This is a genomic window from Acrocarpospora sp. B8E8 (assembly GCF_039871605.1).
Taxonomy (GTDB): Bacteria; Actinomycetota; Actinomycetes; order Streptosporangiales; family Streptosporangiaceae; genus Acrocarpospora; species Acrocarpospora macrocephala.
This window is the reverse complement of sequence record NZ_JBDPLV010000016.1, coordinates 41,594-58,604: the sequence shown is the minus strand read 5'-3', so window position 1 is coordinate 58,604 and position 17,011 is coordinate 41,594. Positions and strand designations below refer to the sequence as shown.

Annotated in this window: 14 protein-coding genes; 7 read left to right on the top strand and 7 right to left on the bottom strand. The window is 67.8% G+C overall.

Annotated elements, in window-relative coordinates:
• Positions 1-18 precede the first annotated feature (18 nt).
• From ABGB08_RS17700 to ABGB08_RS17690, 3 genes are read left to right on the top strand one after another with little or no spacing between them, the layout of a single operon-like run.
• Entirely contained in the window at positions 19-183 is a 165-nt protein-coding gene (locus ABGB08_RS17700; protein ID WP_347591572.1) for a hypothetical protein, read from the top strand.
• Positions 180-1,100, top strand: coding sequence for a hypothetical protein (locus ABGB08_RS17695; protein WP_347591570.1), 921 nt, complete (start codon positions 180-182; stop codon positions 1,098-1,100). Before ABGB08_RS17700 ends, ABGB08_RS17695 begins: the two co-directional genes overlap by 4 nt.
• On the top strand, positions 1,100-1,936 hold the full coding sequence (locus ABGB08_RS17690) for a hypothetical protein (protein ID WP_347591568.1): 837 nt from the start codon (positions 1,100-1,102) through the stop codon (positions 1,934-1,936). Before ABGB08_RS17695 ends, ABGB08_RS17690 begins: the two co-directional genes overlap by 1 nt.
• Positions 1,937-1,975: 39 nt before the next feature.
• Here the strand turns inward: ABGB08_RS17690 and ABGB08_RS17685 are convergent, their stop codons facing one another.
• The gene (locus ABGB08_RS17685; RefSeq protein ID WP_347591566.1) at positions 1,976-2,758 is read right to left on the bottom strand and encodes an alpha/beta hydrolase; all 783 of its coding nucleotides are present in this window, start codon (positions 2,756-2,758) and stop codon (positions 1,976-1,978) included.
• A gap of 306 nt (positions 2,759-3,064) precedes the next feature.
• A complete protein-coding gene (locus ABGB08_RS17680) occupies positions 3,065-4,231 on the bottom strand; it encodes a Fic family protein (protein ID WP_347591564.1) in 1,167 nt (388 codons plus the stop codon).
• A gap of 188 nt (positions 4,232-4,419) precedes the next feature.
• On the opposite strand from ABGB08_RS17680, the gene ABGB08_RS17675 reads away from it, so the two are divergent.
• Entirely contained in the window at positions 4,420-5,469 is a 1,050-nt protein-coding gene (locus ABGB08_RS17675; RefSeq protein ID WP_347591562.1) for a virulence RhuM family protein, read from the top strand.
• A 6-nt stretch (positions 5,470-5,475) separates the two neighbouring features.
• Complete coding sequence (locus ABGB08_RS17670) at positions 5,476-6,171, top strand: aldo/keto reductase (RefSeq protein WP_347591560.1); 696 nt, start codon at positions 5,476-5,478, stop codon at positions 6,169-6,171.
• 171 nt (positions 6,172-6,342) lie between these two features.
• On the opposite strand, the gene ABGB08_RS17665 is transcribed toward ABGB08_RS17670, so the two are convergent.
• From ABGB08_RS17665 to pdxH, 4 genes are all read right to left on the bottom strand, one after another.
• Positions 6,343-8,565 carry a SpoIIE family protein phosphatase gene (locus ABGB08_RS17665; RefSeq protein WP_155359841.1) on the bottom strand — a complete coding sequence of 741 codons (2,223 nt, stop codon included), beginning with the start codon at positions 8,563-8,565 and terminating at the stop codon, positions 6,343-6,345.
• Between the two features lie 102 nt (positions 8,566-8,667).
• Positions 8,668-9,366 (bottom strand): metal-dependent transcriptional regulator, encoded by a 699-nt coding sequence (locus ABGB08_RS17660; protein ID WP_155359840.1) that lies wholly within the window; start codon positions 9,364-9,366, stop codon positions 8,668-8,670.
• Positions 9,367-9,493: 127 nt separating this feature from the next.
• Entirely contained in the window at positions 9,494-10,732 is a 1,239-nt protein-coding gene (locus tag ABGB08_RS17655) for an MFS transporter (protein ID WP_347591557.1), read from the bottom strand.
• Between the two features lie 53 nt (positions 10,733-10,785).
• Positions 10,786-11,406 carry a pyridoxamine 5'-phosphate oxidase gene (pdxH, locus tag ABGB08_RS17650; RefSeq protein WP_347591753.1) on the bottom strand — a complete coding sequence of 207 codons (621 nt, stop codon included), beginning with the start codon at positions 11,404-11,406 and terminating at the stop codon, positions 10,786-10,788.
• 190 nt (positions 11,407-11,596) lie between these two features.
• Between pdxH and ABGB08_RS17645 the strand changes: the two genes are divergently transcribed.
• Positions 11,597-12,679, top strand: coding sequence for a citrate synthase 2 (locus ABGB08_RS17645; RefSeq protein ID WP_155359838.1), 1,083 nt, complete (start codon positions 11,597-11,599; stop codon positions 12,677-12,679).
• Positions 12,680-12,697: 18 nt separating this feature from the next.
• Here the strand turns inward: ABGB08_RS17645 and ABGB08_RS17640 are convergent, their stop codons facing one another.
• Complete coding sequence (locus ABGB08_RS17640; protein ID WP_347591555.1) at positions 12,698-15,283, bottom strand: ABC transporter substrate-binding protein; 2,586 nt, start codon at positions 15,281-15,283, stop codon at positions 12,698-12,700.
• Positions 15,284-15,450: 167 nt separating this feature from the next.
• Here ABGB08_RS17640 and ABGB08_RS17635 point away from each other — a divergent pair, with 167 nt between their 5' ends.
• Positions 15,451-17,010, top strand: a complete 1,560-nt coding sequence (locus ABGB08_RS17635; protein WP_347591553.1) for a heme peroxidase family protein — start codon at positions 15,451-15,453, stop codon at positions 17,008-17,010.
• The last annotated feature ends 1 nt before the right edge of the window (position 17,011 follow it).

Below are 17,011 nucleotides of genomic sequence, written 5' to 3'. Positions count from 1 at the left end.
TCCGCTCATAATGAGCCCATGGACACCACCGGGCTGATTCTCCTGATCTTCCTGGCGTTCCTGTTCGTCTGGTTGCTGAACAAGGTGCGCAGGTTCTTCCGGTTGGGCAATGTCGCGTACGCCGGAGTCATGATCGTGTTCGTCATCACCATGCTCCTGATCTGGGGTCAAACCGTCGGATGAACCCGATCCTGGACCCGGAGCTCCCGGCGTCGGACCGTGCCAAGATGGCGGCCCATCCCGAGTTCCTGAACACCCCGCAGGCCCGCCCCCGCTGGGGTGGCCGCGTGCCCGCCGACGCCTGGGCCAGCCTGCTTTCGGCCTCCTTGTGGGGATTCCTCCCCGCCCTCGTCGCCCCCCTCTACGGCCGCCTCGCCCTCATCGGCGGCCTGCTCCTGCAAGCCGGCCTGCTCGCCGTCTGGATCGGGTACGGCTTCACCGCCATGTTCCTGACCGGCCTCACGATCGAGCTCGTCGCCTTCCTGCTCCTGCTCGCGCTGTCCGGCGAGTCCCCGGTGAGCCGCCTGGCCCGCCGTCACCGTGGCCGCTTCCGGCTGGCCGCGGACTTCGACCGGGAGGACGCCGCCCTGATGAAGCGCGCCCAGGCCGCCGTCGCCGCCGTGCTGGAATCCAAGGTCAACGAGGCCGGGCTGCTGGACGACATCGCCAACCGGGTCACCCTCCCTCGCCAGGAATGGGAGATCGCGGAAACACTGGCCGAGATGACCCGGCTCCGCCGCGAGCAGCGCTCCGTACGGAAAGGAAAGGTCACCGACCGGATCTCCACCATGCTCGACTCGCATCAGGACGCGTTGCGGCTGGCCGCCGAGTCGCTGGCTGAGCGGGTGGACGCGCTGGAGGACTACGCGTTGCGGACGATGGCGGCGGATGAGGCGTATGTCGAGTGGCGTACGCTCCAGGACCTGGCTGAGGACAGCGACGCGTACCGGGAGCTGCTGGCCAGGACGGTGCGGGACCGCCTGGCCGCCGGGGAGATCGACGCGATGACCGAACGTGCCCGCCTGGTCGAGGCCGCGCTCCGCGAGAGCGTCAAGGACGCCCGCCGGGCCGGGCTCGTGCTGCTGCCCGAGGCCAGCTGATGCCCAAGGTCTCCCCCCGGGCCGAGAAGATCTTCGGCCGCGTTCCCACCGCCGTGAACGTCGTCGGCTCGGCTCTGCTGATCACCCAGGTTGTGGTGGGCATCTCGCTAACTGTCGGCTCGGGCGAACCGGATCCGGTTGCCGTGATGCCACCGCCCCCGACGATCAACGTGGTTCCGACCCCTGAGGTAGTGGTCGCCACTCCGGTCGAACCGCCTACTCCGAGCCCCAGCCCTACTCCGACGATGGAAGTCAAGCGCATCCCCGAAGGCGAGATCGTCCGGCTGAAACGATTCCCCGGGACGGGCTCTCCGGTGATCGGCCAGGTCACGGACAAGAAGGCGCGGCTCACGTTCGCCGAACTCGGAAAGCCCTGGGGACGGAGCAAACCACTCGGAACCGGGCCGATCGTCGATGGCACCTACAGCAGGCGCCAGACGTTCGTCACCGAGGAGTACGGCCCTGACCTGGACCGCCAGTGGTGGGCCGACATCGACAGCCAGCGCCACACCGCCGAACCGGCTCCCGGGGAGAGCCTGTACGACATCGCCGCCGCGACCCTCGACTCCAAGCAGAGCCGGAGCTTTCCCGACAACACGGCCGGAGTGGACGTGGCCTCCCAGCCGATCAAGAACGGCTGGGTGATCGTCCGGCAGATGCGGATGCCCGAAAGCGACGCCGGCCGCAAGGCGCGGATCGAACTGTCGGCGGTGATCGTCGTGGACACGGGCGGGAGCCGCCCCGGCATCCTCTGGATCACCGTCCCGGACACCCACAAACGGCTCTGGCCGGACATCAACCGCCTGGTCGGCTCAGTTCGCCCGCTCCGCCCATGATCACCCGACTGATGGATCGAGTCGCGCGCCTGTCTCTGACTACCCGACTGATCGGATCGATTCGCGCGCTCCGTCCATGATCACCCGGGCTACCAGTTCCGGATCGTCGCTCATCGGCAGGTGACCGCACCCTTTGAGCAACATGACCCGCTGCTGGGCCCACCGGCCCGCCCTGACGGCCTGCCGACGGGGCAACAACCGGTCATGCTCCCCCCAGGCCACCATGATCGGCACTTTCGGCGGCGGAGGCGGCGCCATCCACAGGAACGAGTCGAGCGTGTCATCGAACCCGACCGACTTCCGCAAGGCGCCAACCGCAGACACCAGTTCCTTCTGGGACACCCGCGACGGCTTCGAAACCAGGAACCCGCCCGTGAAAGCCCGCCCCACCGGCGATCCCACCAGCTCCGGCGGCGACCCCATCGCCGCCGCACGCAGCAGCCGCAACACCGACCGCCCGTAGAACAGCTCAGACCGCGACCAGAACCCCACCGGCGAAAACGCGGTAGCCGACAGCACAACCCCCCGCGAAGCCATGTCCAACGCCAGATACCCGCCCAGCGAACTCCCGGCGACGTGTGGCTCAGAAACCCCCAACCGCCCCCAGAACGCCTCCACCGCATACGCCAGCGTCTCCGCGTTGTACGGCAACCCAGGCGGCAACGGCGGCGAAGCCCCAAACCCAGGCAGATCCACGGCGATCACATCAAACCGCTCAGCCAGCAGATCAAGAACCGGCGCCCACACCTGCCAGTGATGCCCAATCCCATGCATCAACACCAACGGCGGCCCAGACCCCCTGCGCTCATACACAAGCTCCATAACTCCGAGTGACCTCACGCGCGTCCAATGGATGCGGCCCAGTCTAGGAAGTGCAGGTTAGAGCCGCTACCACGTCCAGGTAAGGCTATTGAGTCCGTGTCGTCCAGGAGCGTCTGGGAGACATGTGTGCGCCGCCGTGCTCCTTGCACGCTCGGCTTCTGCGACGGCCGGCCACGCAAAACGCTCGGCTGGGAAACCCCAGCCGAGCGCCTCGCCAAGCTTCTGGCGACAACCGGTTGATCACTGGTGTTGCGACGAACCCTTGAATTCACCGAAGGAGGGGCGGGCGTTCTGTACCTCGATGGCTCAGGCGTCGGTGTGTTCCAGATCGGCCCGTAAGGGAAGGAACGCCTGCATCTGCTCGATGTGTGGCCTTACTCCGGCCCGGGTGCGAAGGAGAAGGCCTGCGTCGGTGAGCGCGTTGACGTCCCGGCTCACGGTGCGGCGGGTTTTGCTGGCGTACTCGGCGGCGAGGCGCGGGGTCAACTCGGGGATCTTGCTGATGGGTGTGAACTCATGCATCGGCAGATCGAGCACGAGATGCCGCTGCCGGACGCATGCAGCTGTATGACCGTCCTGAACGGTTTCGTGGACGTAGTTCACCCACGCCACCCCAAGTTGGTGGCCTTGAATCGTCCGCACTTGCTCGCGGAGTTCCTCCACGAAACCCTGGATGGCGTAACGCAGGAAGACCGCCGGATCGTACGGTGGCTGGCTGGTCTTCTGGAGCACCTGGTAGTACCTGGTGCGGGTCCGCATGTAGAAGTTGGCTGGCAGATGGGCGGCCAACATCGGGGCCCGCGCATTGAGCAGCAGCTGGTATTCCACCAGCCTGGCCGTCCGGCCGTTACCGTCACCGAACGGGTGGATCCATGCCAAGTACAGGTGAGCCAGCAGCGCCGAGATGATCGCCACTGGCTGGCGTAACTCCTCTCCCGCTTCCGCCCGCATCATTTCAAGCCAGTCGCAGAGGCGGTCGAGGAGGTGATCGCAGTCCTGGGGAGGCGCTCCTCGATAGTTGCCGACCAGGACGTTTTTGGTGCGTACCTTGCCGGGATGGACATCATCCTCCGCTGGGACTTTGTCCAGGACCAGGCGGTTCAGCTCGTCGACACGTTCGCGGGTCAGCGCTAGCGAATGGCCTTCGGCGAGGTCAAACTCGATGAGGTTGTAGGCGGCCACGATGTTGTCTACCTCCTGCCCGAGGTACTCCTGGGAGGGGGGCAACTCAAGTTCATGTCGTACGCGTTGCAGGACTTCGTCGGCGGTGAGGGTGTTGCCCTCGATCCGTGTGGTCGCGTGCACGCTCTTGCTCAGGTAGATCTCGTTCAGCCGGTCGGCGAGGACGGGCTGGATCGGCGCGCCGGCGAGGTGCTCGAACTTGGAGATCGCCTCGCCAAGCAGCATCCAGGTCCGGAAGTCGAGCCGTTCGCGCGAGTCGAAATCGAAGATGAGCCATGGGTGAGTCTCCAAGTATTGTCTTCTCACATGTCCAACCTTAGCGGACATATATCCGCAGGTCAGCCAGCATTTCAAGGGCTGAGACGGTAATTTTTGGCACTATTTATGTCCATAGCTCTGTCCCACATGCTGTCATACTTGGAGGTGGGGTGCGGCAGGCGAAACGGGCGAGAAGTGACGGTTGAGGAAAGGAAAGGTCGATGACGGAAGCTCCGGGGGAGCTCATCCTCTACACCACCGAGGATGGGCGCACACAGATGCAGTTCCGACCGGTCGACGGAACGGTGTGGCTGTCGCAGGCACAGATGGCCGCCCTGTTCGACACCGGCGTCCCCGGCATCAACAAGCACATCTCGAACATCCTCCAGGAGGGCGAGCTCGGAGAGGCAACTATTTCCAAAATGGAAATAGTTCGATTCGAGGGCGACCGAGAGGTCCGACGCGAGATCACGATCTACAACCTCGAAATGATTCTCGCGGTCGGCTACCGTGTGCGATCCCCGCGTGGCGTCCAGTTCCGTCAGTGGGCCACGACCGTGCTCAGCGAGTATCTGGTCAAAGGCTTCGCCATGAACGACGAGCGCCTGAAGGACCCGCGGGCCGACTACTTCGACGAGCTCCTCCAGCGGATCCGTGACATCCGGGCGTCGGAAAAGCGGTTCTACCAGAAGGTCCGGGATGTCTTCGCCACCAGCCTCGACTACGACCCGGCGTCCGCCACGTCCCGCGACGCGTACGCGAAGATCCAGAACAAGCTGACCTACGCCATCACGGAGCAGACCTCCGCCGAACTCGTTCTCGCTCGAGCTGACCCGGACAAGCCCAACATGGGCCTCACGTCCTGGAAGGCCACCCGGGTCCGCAAGGGCGACATCATCGTGGCCAAGAACTACCTGACGGCTGATGAGATCGAGGACTTCAACCGCCTCACCACCCAGTTCCTCGACTTCGCCGAGGGCAGGGCCAAGCGTCGGCAGACCACCACCATGTCCGAGTGGGTCGTCCAGACCGACCGGTTCATCGAGTTCAACGAGCTGCCCCTGCTGAAGAACGCAGGCAAGGTCTCCCACAAGGACATGGAGGCCATCGTGTGCGAGCGTTACGGAGAGTTCGGCGCCCGCAGGCGCTCGCAGGAAGCGATCGAGGCCGACAAGGAGGACGCGGAGATTCTGGCCGCCGACGAGCGGGAGGTACTCGCCGAACTGGAGCGCGTCGAGGGCGAGATCACCGGGCGGGGAACCCCCGACTAAACACTGGTGGGCCAGGAACACGAGCAAGCCCTGTGCCACCAATGGGACGACTCCACGCCCATCGACGAGACCATGGCGACCCTGGACGGCTTCATGCGCTCCGGCAAGGTCCGCTACCTCGGCTGCTCGAACTTCACCGCAGCCCAGATCGTGGAGTCCCAGTGGGCAGCCCAGCGCGCCAACGCCACACCATTCATCAGCCTCCAGCCGCAATACTCGTTGCTGGCCCGCAGTATCGAGGCGGAAATCCTGCCGACCTGCCGGCGGCACGGCCTGGGCACGCTGGTCTGGTCTCCGCTTGGTGGCGGAGTGCTGACCGGCCGTTACCGTCGAGGCGCTGCCCCCGACACCGACACCCGAATGGGCCGGCTGAAAGCGTCTCCGCTGCCCATGGCCCGCGCCTGGGCCGACGGCCTGCTCAACGAACCGAACCTCGACATCGCCGACCAGGTCGTCAAGACGGCCGCCGAACTCGACACCACCCCCGTGGCCGTGGCCCTGGCCTGGGTACGGCAGAGGCCGGGCGTCACCTCCGTCATCATCGGCCCCCGCACCCTCGACCAACTCCACGGCAACCTCACCGGACTTGCCACCGAACTGCCACCCCAAGCCATCAGCCACCTCGACGAAATCTCCCAATCCGCCACCGACGCGTCACGCATGGGCGCAGAGTTCGCCGGGCGGCCAAGCTCCGCAACATGAGATATCCCGCACCGGGGATCTCGCGGGTTGGCTCCGCATCAAGAGGTGAAGTTAGCGACCGCCGAGAGGGATCGACCTGGCCAGGAGATCAGCACCGACGCCCGCCCGCCACGGACCGTGGAAATCTCGTGCCGACTGCCCGGGTGGGTGGGACCACGTCAAGAGGTGGAGTCAGCGGCCGCCGAGGGGGATCTCGAACCAGACGGCCTTGCCCTCTTTGGTGGGGCGGGAACCCCAGCGGCGGGCCAGTTGGTCGACCAGGTAGAGGCCCCGGCCGCCCTCGTCGTTCTCGCCGGCGCTGCGGATGCGTGGGAGGCGCAGGTCCTGGTCGAAGACCTCGACCCAGATCGACTCGTCGCCGCGCCGCAGGCGCAGGGTGAACTCCTTGTCGTTGGCGACATCCTCGTCGAGGCCGGGCACGTCCCAGGATTCGTCGAATGGGAGTGGCGGGCCGTCGAGGGCGAGTTCGCGGCGGGGCACGCTGGCCGCCGCCGCGTGCAGGACCACGTTCGTGACCACCTCGGATACCAGCAGGCAGGCTAGGTCGCCGCGTTCTTCGGGGACGTTCCAGCTGGCGAAGGCTTCGGAGGCCATGCGGCGGGCCTCGCCGACCATGATGGGCTGGGCGGGGAACGTGCGTTCCTCGAATTCGAGTTCGGTGCCGACCGACCGTACGACGAGGATGGCCATGTCGTCGTCGATCTCGCCGGGGACGGCGACGGTGGCGGTGTCGGCTATTCGTTCGACCGACTCGCTGGCGATCTTCGCGACCTTGTCGCAGAGGATCTGCAGGGTTTCGTCATCCGACAGGGAAGGTTCGTCGGTGCCGCGCGCGGGACGGCGGTCGACCAGGCCGTCGGTGTAGAGGAGCAGGGTGGCGCCGGGTGGCAGGACCCGGGTTTCCTCCTTGTAGACCAGGTCGGCGTGCATGCCAGAGGCCCGGACCCCCAGCGGCTGGCCGACCTCGGTGATGTCCAGCTCCGTGACGCTGCCGTCCACGATCAGCAGGGGCGGGGAATGGCCGGCGTTGGCGAAAGACAGTTGGCGGGACCAGGCGTCGTACACCAGGTACTGGCAGGTGACGATCGGCGGGCTGGTGACGTCGGCGCCGAAGTCGTCGTGTTCGGGGGCGGCGACGACCCTGGTCCACTCGTCGAGGCGGGCCAGGATGTCGGCGGGGGGTTTGTCGTCCTGGGCGAAGGCGCGGAGTGCGGCGCGGAGCTGGCCCATGACGGCGGCGGCTTTGGCGCCGCGGCCTTCGACGTCGCCGATGACGATGCCGACGCGCCCGGCGGAGAGCGGGATCACGTCATACCAGTCGCCGCCGACCTGGGTCTGGATGCCCTGGCCGTGGCTGGCCAGGGGGGCGGCGGGGTAATAGCGGACGGCGATCTCCAGGCCGTCCAGCATGGGCAGTTCGCGGGGCAGCAGGTGCTTCTGGAAGGACTCGGCGGTGTGCCGTTCCTCCTCGAACAGCAGCGCGTTGTCGACGGCGAGCGCGACCCGGGTCGCGATGGCGCCGACGAAGTCGCGGTCAAAGGCGTCGTAGTGCGGGGAGCGGCGGTCGGTGAGGTTGGACATCGCCAGGTACATCAGGCCGAGGGTCTCGCCCCGGGCGCACAGCGGCGCGACGATGGCGGAGGTCATGCCGATCTCGCCGCAGAGACGGGCCGCGCCCTCGCTCGGCGAGGGGTAGCTGACCTGGGAGAAGTCCTCGACCAGGATGGTCTCCTGGCGGCGCAGGGCGGCGTCGCCGTAGTGGCCCTGCGGGTAGCGGATCTCGGAGCCGACCGGCATCCAGGTGTCCGGCGGCGGCGTCCAGGTGCCCACGTGCGTGGACACCTTGCGGATCAGCCGGTCCCCTTCCATCAGTTCGATGAAGCAGTGGTCGGCGAACTGCGGGACCAGCATCTCGGCGACCCGGTTGAGGGTCTCCTCCACATACAACGAGCCGGCCAGGCGCTCACCGATGCGTTCCAGCAGCCCGAACCGGTCCTTCTCGCGCTCGTTGCTGCGCATCGCCTCCCGGGCGGTGATCACGATCCCGGTCACCGAACCGGACGGATGCCGCATCGGCACCGCCTGCGCCCGCACGTAGATCATCGTGCCGTCGACGCGTACGACATCGAACGTGCCTTCCCAAACATTGCCCTTCAGGACATGTTTGGCCAGATCCACGGCGAGCGGATGGTCCTTCTCCATCATCCCGAGCGAGAGCACGTCGTCCATGCCGTGCTGGCCGGGCCGCCCGAACAGGCGCTCCGCGAACGGGTTCCAGTAGAGGACGTTACTGAAACGGTCGGTGACGACGACCGCCATCTCCGCGTGGTCAAGGACTGACGCGGCGGAAAGATGGTCGGCGGTGTCCTGCGACAGATCCCCCCAACGTTTCATCCAACGACCACCCCTCGGGGCTTGCGGACCACGGATGCTCCTGCCTGAACAGAGCCTGCGCTGTCGTGGGAGAGGAGGGGCTCCCGAAAAGGATCACTGGGATTAACGTCTGGTGACGAAAACGTGCGTGGCGACATCACGCGGTAGCTCCGCGAGAGTGTTGTCCGCTTCGTCGTCACCTGTCACCCGCACACCATCGTCGCTCGCCGCGAGCGTCACCTCGCGTCCGGGTTGTATCCCAACTTGCTTGAGTTTAAGCATCACAGCGGGATCGCTTTGCACTTGTTCGCTAATTCGGCGAACCACAACGGGTATATCTCGGGGTCCGGCCAGATCCGCCATAGCGGAGACCGCCTCATATTCCTCCAAACCGGACGCTCCGAGCTCGTCCAGGCCGGGGATGGGGTTCCCGTGCGGGCATTCGGTGGGGTTGTCCAGCAGCTTCACCAGCCGGGCTTCCACCGAGTCGGACATGACGTGCTCCCACCGGCACGCCTCGATGTGCACTTCCTCCCACGGCATGCCGATCACCTGGATCAGCAGGCACTCGGCCAGGCGGTGCTTGCGCATCACCCGGATCGCGAGCGTGCGCCCGAGGTCGGTCATGGTGAGATGCCGGTCGCCCTCCACTTTGACCAGGCCGTCGCGCTCCATCCGCGCCACCGTCTGGCTGACCGTGGGGCCGCTCTGCTGCAGTCGTTCGGCGATGCGCGCGCGCAACGCGACGATGCCTTCCTCTTCCAGCTCGTAGATCGTCCGGAGATACATCTCCGTCGTGTCGATCAGGCCGTGTGCGGTCACAACGTCTTCCTCCCGGTCTGCCCTCGATGCTACGACCTACCAGCGGGTTCAGCCGAACTCAGCGGTGAACCGGTGCACGATTGGCAACGTGCGAGGGATCTGAATCCTTCCACGTCCGGAGGCCAGCTCAGGACCGAACCTGATATCGGCGGAACGAGGACACCGACAGCCCCACGATCACCACCGTCACCGCGCACAACAGCCCGCCGCCGACCCAGGCCGGGACGAGCCCGAACGCCGAGGCCGTGGTGCCCGCCCGGAGATCGCCCAGGCGCGGCCCGCCCGCCACGACCACGAAGAAGACCCCCTGCAACCGGCCGCGCATCTCGTCGGGTGCGTACGTCTGGAGGATGGTCTGCCGCCACACCGCCGAGACGAGGTCCGCGAAGCCGCCGAAGGCCAGCAGCAGCACCATCAGCCAGAGCGCCTGGGCTAACCCGGCGGCGGCCACGGTGAGCCCCCACACCACGATCACGAACGTCAGCGCGAGCCCCTGCCGCCGCACCCGGCCCACCCAGCCGGAGAACAGCCCGCCGGCCACCGCCCCCAGCGCGATCGCCGCCGACAGCCAGCCGTAGGCGATGCCGGAGTCGCCGAACCTGATCGCGGTCATCTCCGGATACATGGCCCGGGGCATCGCGAACGCCATCGCGATGACGTCCACCACGAACGACATGAGCACGATCGGCGTGGCCATGATGTAGCGCAGCCCGCCGACCACCGCGCGGAAACCCGGCGCGGTCACCTCGCCGAGCGGCTCCAGCGCCGGCAGCCGCAACGCCGCGTACAGGCTGGCGGTGAACAGCACCGCGTCGATGAGGTACGCGAAGCCGTACCCGCCGCCCGCGAGGATGACGCCGCCGAGCAGCGGGCCGAGCACCGAGGCGATGCTGCTGAACAGGAAGTTGAGCGTGTTGGCCGCGGGCACCAGCGGGGTGGGCACCAGCCGGGGAATGATCGCGTTTCGGGTCGGCGAGGCGACGGCGAACCCCGTGGACTGTACGGCCACCGCCGCCATGATCACCCAAACGCTTTTCAGGGTGAAGGCGTTGACCAGCAGGACGAGCGTGGCCGACCAGCTGATCAGGGAGGCGGCCAGCAGGAGCTTGCGGCGGTCCATGGCGTCGGCGATGGCGCCGCCCCACAGGCCGAAGACGATCAGGGGCACCAGGGCGACCGGACCGAGCATGCCGACCCAGAACGAGGAGCGGGTCAGCGCGTACACCTCGGCGCTGACGGCGACAGCGGTGAGCTGGAATCCGACGAATGCCACCGCCTGCCCGGTCAGGAGACGGCGGTAGTCGGGGATCTGGATCGGCCTGGTGTCGACGAAGTGCCGCCGCAGAAGACCTTTAGCAAAGCTCACGATCACCAAGCCTCCCACGTCACGAAATGTCCCCCACGATCAGGGGGCGCAACCTAGGGAGCCAGGCGTTCCAGGATCCAGCGGCCGGCGGAGCGGCGGAAGCGGAGGCGGTCGTGCATGCGGTCGGCTTGGCCCTGCCAGAACTCGATCTCGCTCGGGACTATCCGGATGCCACCCCAGAAGTCCGGCACCGGCGGATCCTCCGGCCACCGCGCGGCCAGCTCGGCATACCGCTGGTCGAGTTCCTCCCGCGACCGCACCACGGCCGACTGCCGGGAGGCCCACGCCCCGATGCGCGAGCCGTACGGCCGGGACCGGAAGTAGGCCTCGGTCTCCTCGCGCGCGACCCGCACGGCCGAACCCTCCACCCGGACCTGGCGGCGCATCGCATGCCACGGGAAGACCAGCGACGCGCGCGGGTTCTCGGCCAGATCGCGCCCCTTCCGCGACTCGTAGTTGGTGAAGAACGTGAAACCTTGCTCGTCGAAGCCTTTCAGCAGAACTGTCCGCGCCGAGGGTCTTCCCCCGGCCGAGCTGGTTGCCAGAATCATGGCATTGGGTTCCGGGAGCCCGGCGTCGACCGCGTCGGCGAACCACCTGGTGAACTGCGTCACCGGGTCGTCGGCCACGTCGAGCAGGGGCTCGCCGTTGTAGCTGCGGCGGAGCCCCGCCATGTGCGTCTCGCTGTCCACGAAAAGGTATTCTTGCGCGCTTGGTAGATGTCTGACGCACGACCCCCTACCTGGGACGACGGCGTTCGGGAGGGACCGGGGGCGACCCGCAGGAACGCGGGAGGTTAAATTGACCCGCCGGTATCTCGACATCAAGGCTTTTTGACTTCACAAGAGAGGGAGGCGGCCGAGAGTGTCCGACTTTAAACCCGGGCTCGAAGGCGTGGTGGCTTTCGAGACCGAGATCGCGGAACCGGACAAGGAAGGGGGCGCCCTGCGATACCGGGGCGTCGACATCGAGGAGCTGGTCGGCCGGGTCTCCTACGGGAACGTCTGGGGTCTGCTGGTCGACAACGAGTTCGAACCGGGCCTCCCCCCGGCGGAACCGTACCCCGTTCCTGTCCATTCCGGTGACATCCGGGTCGACGTGCAGAGCGCTCTGGCCATGCTGGCGCCCGCGTACGGCTTCCGGCCCCTGCTCGACATCGACGACGCCCAGGCCCGCGACGATCTCGCCCGCGCCTCGGTGACGGCGCTGTCGTTCGTCGCCCAGTCCGCCCGTGGCCTCGGCCTGCCGATGGTGCCGCAGCGGCGGGTGGACGAGGCGGAGACCATCGTCGAGCGTTTCATGATCCGCTGGCGGGGCGATCCCGATCCGCGGCATGTCAAGGCCATCGACGCGTACTGGACCTCGGCCGCCGAGCACGGCATGAACGCCTCCACGTTCACCGCGCGGGTGATCGCCTCGACCGGCGCGGACGTGGCCGCGGCCCTGTCCGGCGCGGTGGGGGCCATGTCGGGCCCGCTGCACGGCGGCGCCCCGGCCCGGGTGCTGCACATGATCGAGGGCGTCGAGCAGATGGGCGACGCCAGGAAGTGGGTGCAGAGCGAGCTGGACAAGGGCCAGCGGCTGATGGGCTTCGGGCACCGGGTGTACCGGGCCGAGGACCCGCGAGCCCGGGTGCTGCGGCGGACCGCGAAGGAGCTGGACGCGCCTCGCTACGAGGTGGCGGCGGCGCTGGAGACGGCCGCGCTGGAAGAGTTGCACGCACGCAAGCCGGACCGGGTGCTCGCCACCAACGTGGAGTACTGGGCCGCGGTCATCCTGGACTTCGCCGACGTCCCCTCGCACATGTTCACTTCGATGTTCACCTGCGCCCGCACGGCCGGCTGGGCCGCCCACATCCTGGAGCAGAAGCGCACGGGCAGGCTCGTCCGCCCCAGCGCGACCTATGTGGGCCCGCCGCTGCGCTCGCTAGCCGACGTCAAGCGCTAATTGTGATCAGCCCGCGGCTCATGGAGTCGCGGGCTCTGTCGTGCAGCTGACGTCGAGTTCGGCGGGGTCGGACTTGTTCGAATCCACGGTGCACTTGCCGCGCAGCACCGGGACGGCCTGGCCCCGCTCGCTGGAGAACAGCCACAGCTCTCTGGGCAGCGCGGTGTGGAAGTCGGCATCGGTGGAGAAGTAGAAGCTCCCGGTCGCGCCCTGGATGTGCCCGTCCACCCCAAGCCCGCGCAGGTTGTACGCGACGCTCTGCGCGATGTTCACCGCCGGATCCACGTTGGTGGCCTTGATCTGGTCGATGGCGCTGGTGATCGCCAGGAGCGCGTCGTAGCCCATCCGGGCGTGCACCCGCGACACCGACCGGCCGCGTGCGGGCAGCACGTCCCGGATCCACGCCTCGATCTCCCGCTGGGTGTCGTTGATCGCGCCGGAGCCGTCCTGCTCCGCGCGCGCGTCGTTCAGCGCGATGAAGGAGATCTCGGGGTTGTTGACCGATGATCCGTCGGCCAGGATCTGCGACAGCCGCCCGGTCACCTCGTCCCCGGCGAGCACCCGCACCGCGCCGTCGCACTGGTGTTCCTTGGTGTCCATCAGGGTGCCCAGATAGCTGGAGCGCCCGGTGTAGAAGAGCACCGCCGCGCCGTCCTGGCAGGCCTGGTCGACCTGGGCGGCCAGCTGGTCGCCGTCCCGGAAGACGTACTGCCTGGCTTTGGCGTAGAGGGCCTCGGGCCGCTTGGTGAGCCCGTCGGCGAGGTCCTGGCTGTAGAGCTCGCGCTTGAGCTCGTCGACTTCCAGCAGGATGGCGACCTTGTCGGTGGGCACCTTAGTGCCGCCGGGCAGGCCCTGTTGCAGCCAGTATTCGGCGGCTTTGGCCTGGGCCGAGTTGGGGGCGGCCATCCGGAAGAAGGACGGGGAGGGCTTGCTGCCGTACACCAGGGGCGTGGTGTCGGCGGTGTTGGTGGTGCTCAGCATCGGCATGTGCGCGTCGCTGAGCAGCCGGATCGCGTCCTGCGTCTCGGTACGGCTCCAGGCGAACCCGATCGCCCCCGCGATGTCGGGATCCCCGGCCGCCCGATCCTTGATCATTTGGGCGGCGTACGCGGCGCTGACGAAGTCCTGGCCCGCGTTGGCGAACTCGACCCTGATCTGCCAGCTGTGCAGCCGGTTGTAGGCCAGCTGCCGGGCGGCGATCCCGGCCAGCTCCCCCATCGAGCCGCTGATCTGGTCGCCGCCGCTCCGGTTGGTGGTCAGCGGGCCCAGGTAGAAGACCGTGATCACCCGCTGGCCGTCCTCGACGTCGCGGTTCTGCCGCTGGATCCGCTCCAGGACGGGGGCCAGCAGCGGGTCGGGGTCGATCTCGTTCAGGTCGTCGCTGAGGCCGACGCACTGCCCGGCGACCTCGCGCAGCCCGCCGCCGCAGCCGATCCAGGTCCTGCCCACCACCGCGAGCGGCCCGAAGGCCAGCAGCGCGACCACCGCCCAGTAGCCGAAGGCCCGCAGCGGCGTCGGGCGAAATGCCCCTATGTCGGAGAGCTCAGACTCATTCACGGTGACCGGGATGAAGAGGTCGGGCACCTGGGCCCGCCAGTCGTCGATCGCCTCGGGGAGGCGTTCCAGCGGCCGTACCGGCGGGGTGGCCGGGAGCGGCGCATCTCCGGCGGCGAGCACGATCATCGGCGGATATACGCCGGTATCAGCGATGACATCGCGCATCACGCTCAAGAAGCGTGTTCCCCCGGCGCCCGGTTCCGCCAGGACCAGCAGGCAGTACCAGCCGCGGCCCCAGCTCGGCCAGGGGATGAACCACTTCTGGTACGCCTGCCGCAGATCCTGGAACATCGCGTACACCAGCAGTTTGTCCAGGTCGGGGACGGCGGCCAGGCGGAGCGCGTACTTGTGGCGGCTCTCGAAGCGTTTACGGCGAAGATTCTCGTAGCGGTGGCGGCGAAACCATCCGGAGAAGAAGGTGCCCCTGATCGATAAGGCGGCCTGCACGGCGGTGCCCGCGGCGGCCACGATCAGACCGACCACCCAGGGGATGAGCGACAGCAGATCGACGACGTCCCACCCGGCCAGCAGCGCCACGGCCATGCCGAGCGGCACCCAGGTGGTGGCGGCCCGAACTACGAAGTCCGCGGCGGTCCGCCTGACCCGACGCTCGCCGTAACGTTCCCAGCGCCATTTCCGGTAACGGGCGCGGAACTCGTCCTGACCCTTGCGCGACTCGGGCGCGGGCGGCCAGACCCCGGTCCACTCCTCCGGCCGCAGAGCACGCTGCTCCCGCGCCCAGAGCACGAACTGCGCCAGCGGAAACCGCGGCGCCGGCAGGAACGACCCGCCGACCGACGCCCCCAGATCCCCGTTCTCCCCCGCCAGCGCGTTGACCAGCGCCGCGACGTCCTTCAGCTCCTCCCCGGCCGGTGCCGCGTACGGCAGGCTCCCCTTGAACGGCTCCGCCAGCGCGAGCGCGGTGGCCGGGGATTGCTCGCCGACCAGCAGGAGCACCGGCAACGCGGGATCCCGCCGCCAGAACGAGGGCCGCCGCAGGAGCCCCTCCAGCACCCCGTGCAGTCGCCGCTGATCCGCCGCGATCATCCGCATCCTTCCGCTCAACCCTTATTCAATTTACCCCCAATTCCGATTAGGGGTAAATTGCCAGATAACTCCCCTTAAGGGTTTATTGTCAACCGATGTCCCTTGAGTCGCGAAAGTTACGGATTACATAATTCCCGGACAAATGCCGCTAAGCCACAGGAGCCTCGATGGCCGAGCACGGACCGGACCGGGGAGTGAGCCGGCGGGGATTTCTCGCCGGCCTGGGCGCGGGAGCTGGGGCGCTGACCCTGGCCCCAGCCGAAGCGATAGCCAGGACAGTTACCACGCAGGCAGGCGGAACGGCGGTCCCGCCCGACCGTTTCGGACGTATCTTCACCCTGCCGCCGTTCGCCGATTTCAACCCGCCCAGCCTGCGAAACGCCCTGGTGGAAATGGGCCGCCCGGGCGGCATCGTGGACGCCAAGGACCCGCTGGCGGAAGGCCCGATCCGGCTGATCACGAACCCCGAACTCAGCCCTAACAATCTCGACAATGCCACCCACACGGCGGGTGTCACCTTCCTCGGTCAGTTCCTCGACCACGACATGACGTTCGACCGGTCCTCCCCGCTCGGCACGGTGACCGCGCCGGAGGCGACCCCCAACACCCGCACGCCCGGCCTCGACCTGGACTCGGTCTACGGCCGCGGCCCGGTCGCCGACCCGCAGCTCTACAACCCCGCCGACACCGCCAAGCTCAAGGTCGAGAGCGGCGGCCTGTTCGAGGACCTGCCCCGGATGGCCAACGGCCAGGCCATCATCGGCGACCCCCGCAACGACGAGAACCTGATCATCTCCGGCCTGCACTGCGCGTTCCTGCTGTTCCACAACCGGGTGGTCGACCACCTCCGCGCCCAGGGCCAAGGCGCGAACGTCTTCGCCGCCGCCCAGCAGCTGGTCCGCTGGCACTACCAGTGGATCATCCTGCACGAGTTCCTGCCCCTGGTCATCGGCCAGGACGTGGTCAACTCGATCCTCACCGGCGGGCGCCGGTTCTACCGGCCCGCGCCGGGCCAGCAGTTCATCCCGGTGGAGTTCCAGGGCGCCTGCTACCGGTTCGGGCACAGCATGGTGCGCCCGTCCTACCGCGCCAACCTGGCCGGCAACAGCGACGGCTCGGCGTTCTTCGGCTTCATCTTCGACCCGGCCGGGCTGGGCCAGGCCGACCCGGTCGACCTGCGCGGCGGGGCCAGGGCGCCGCGGCGCTTCATCGGCTGGCAGACCTTCTTCGACTTCGGCGACGGCCAGGTCCGGCCCAACAAGCGCATCGACACCAAGATCTCGACCCCGCTGTTCAACCTGCCGCTGGCCGCGATCGCGTCCGGCGACCCGCCCACCTCGCTGGTGCAGCGCAACCTGCTGCGCCACGTGACCTGGTCGATCCCGTCCGGGCAGAACATCGCGCGGGCGATCGGCATCCCGGCTCTGGAGTCCCAGCATTTCCCGGAGCTGCAGGCGATCGGGCACGGCCTGCCCGCCAGCACCCCGCTCTGGTACTACATCCTCAAGGAGGCCAAGGTCGCGGGCGGCCTGAAACTGGCCGGCGTGGGCGCCCGCATCGTCGGCGAGGTCTTCATCGGCCTGCTCCAGCTCGACAACGCCTCCTACCTGCGCACCAACCCGTCCTGGGTGCCGACCCTGCCCCGGCGCTCGGGCGGCGCCGGCGACTTCCGCATGGTCGACCTGCTCACCTTCGCCCGGGTCGATCCCACCAGCCGCGGCCAGTAGC

Excerpts from the sequence above, each read along its gene's own strand:
- ABGB08_RS17700 (WP_347591572.1), top strand. The coding sequence starts at position 19 with ATGGACACCACCGGGCTGATTCTCCTGATCTTCCTGGCGTTCCTGTTC.
- ABGB08_RS17675 (WP_347591562.1), top strand. The coding sequence starts at position 4,420 with ATGACGGAAGCTCCGGGGGAGCTCATCCTCTACACCACCGAGGATGGG.
- ABGB08_RS17640 (WP_347591555.1), bottom strand. The coding sequence starts at position 15,283 with ATGATCGCGGCGGATCAGCGGCGACTGCACGGGGTGCTGGAGGGGCTC.
- ABGB08_RS17695 (WP_347591570.1), top strand. The coding sequence starts at position 180 with ATGAACCCGATCCTGGACCCGGAGCTCCCGGCGTCGGACCGTGCCAAG.
- ABGB08_RS17690 (WP_347591568.1), top strand. The coding sequence starts at position 1,100 with ATGCCCAAGGTCTCCCCCCGGGCCGAGAAGATCTTCGGCCGCGTTCCC.
- ABGB08_RS17635 (WP_347591553.1), top strand. The coding sequence starts at position 15,451 with ATGGCCGAGCACGGACCGGACCGGGGAGTGAGCCGGCGGGGATTTCTC.
- pdxH (WP_347591753.1), bottom strand. The coding sequence starts at position 11,406 with ATGGCGGGGCTCCGCCGCAGCTACAACGGCGAGCCCCTGCTCGACGTG.
- ABGB08_RS17665 (WP_155359841.1), bottom strand. The coding sequence starts at position 8,565 with ATGAAACGTTGGGGGGATCTGTCGCAGGACACCGCCGACCATCTTTCC.
- ABGB08_RS17685 (WP_347591566.1), bottom strand. The coding sequence starts at position 2,758 with ATGGAGCTTGTGTATGAGCGCAGGGGGTCTGGGCCGCCGTTGGTGTTG.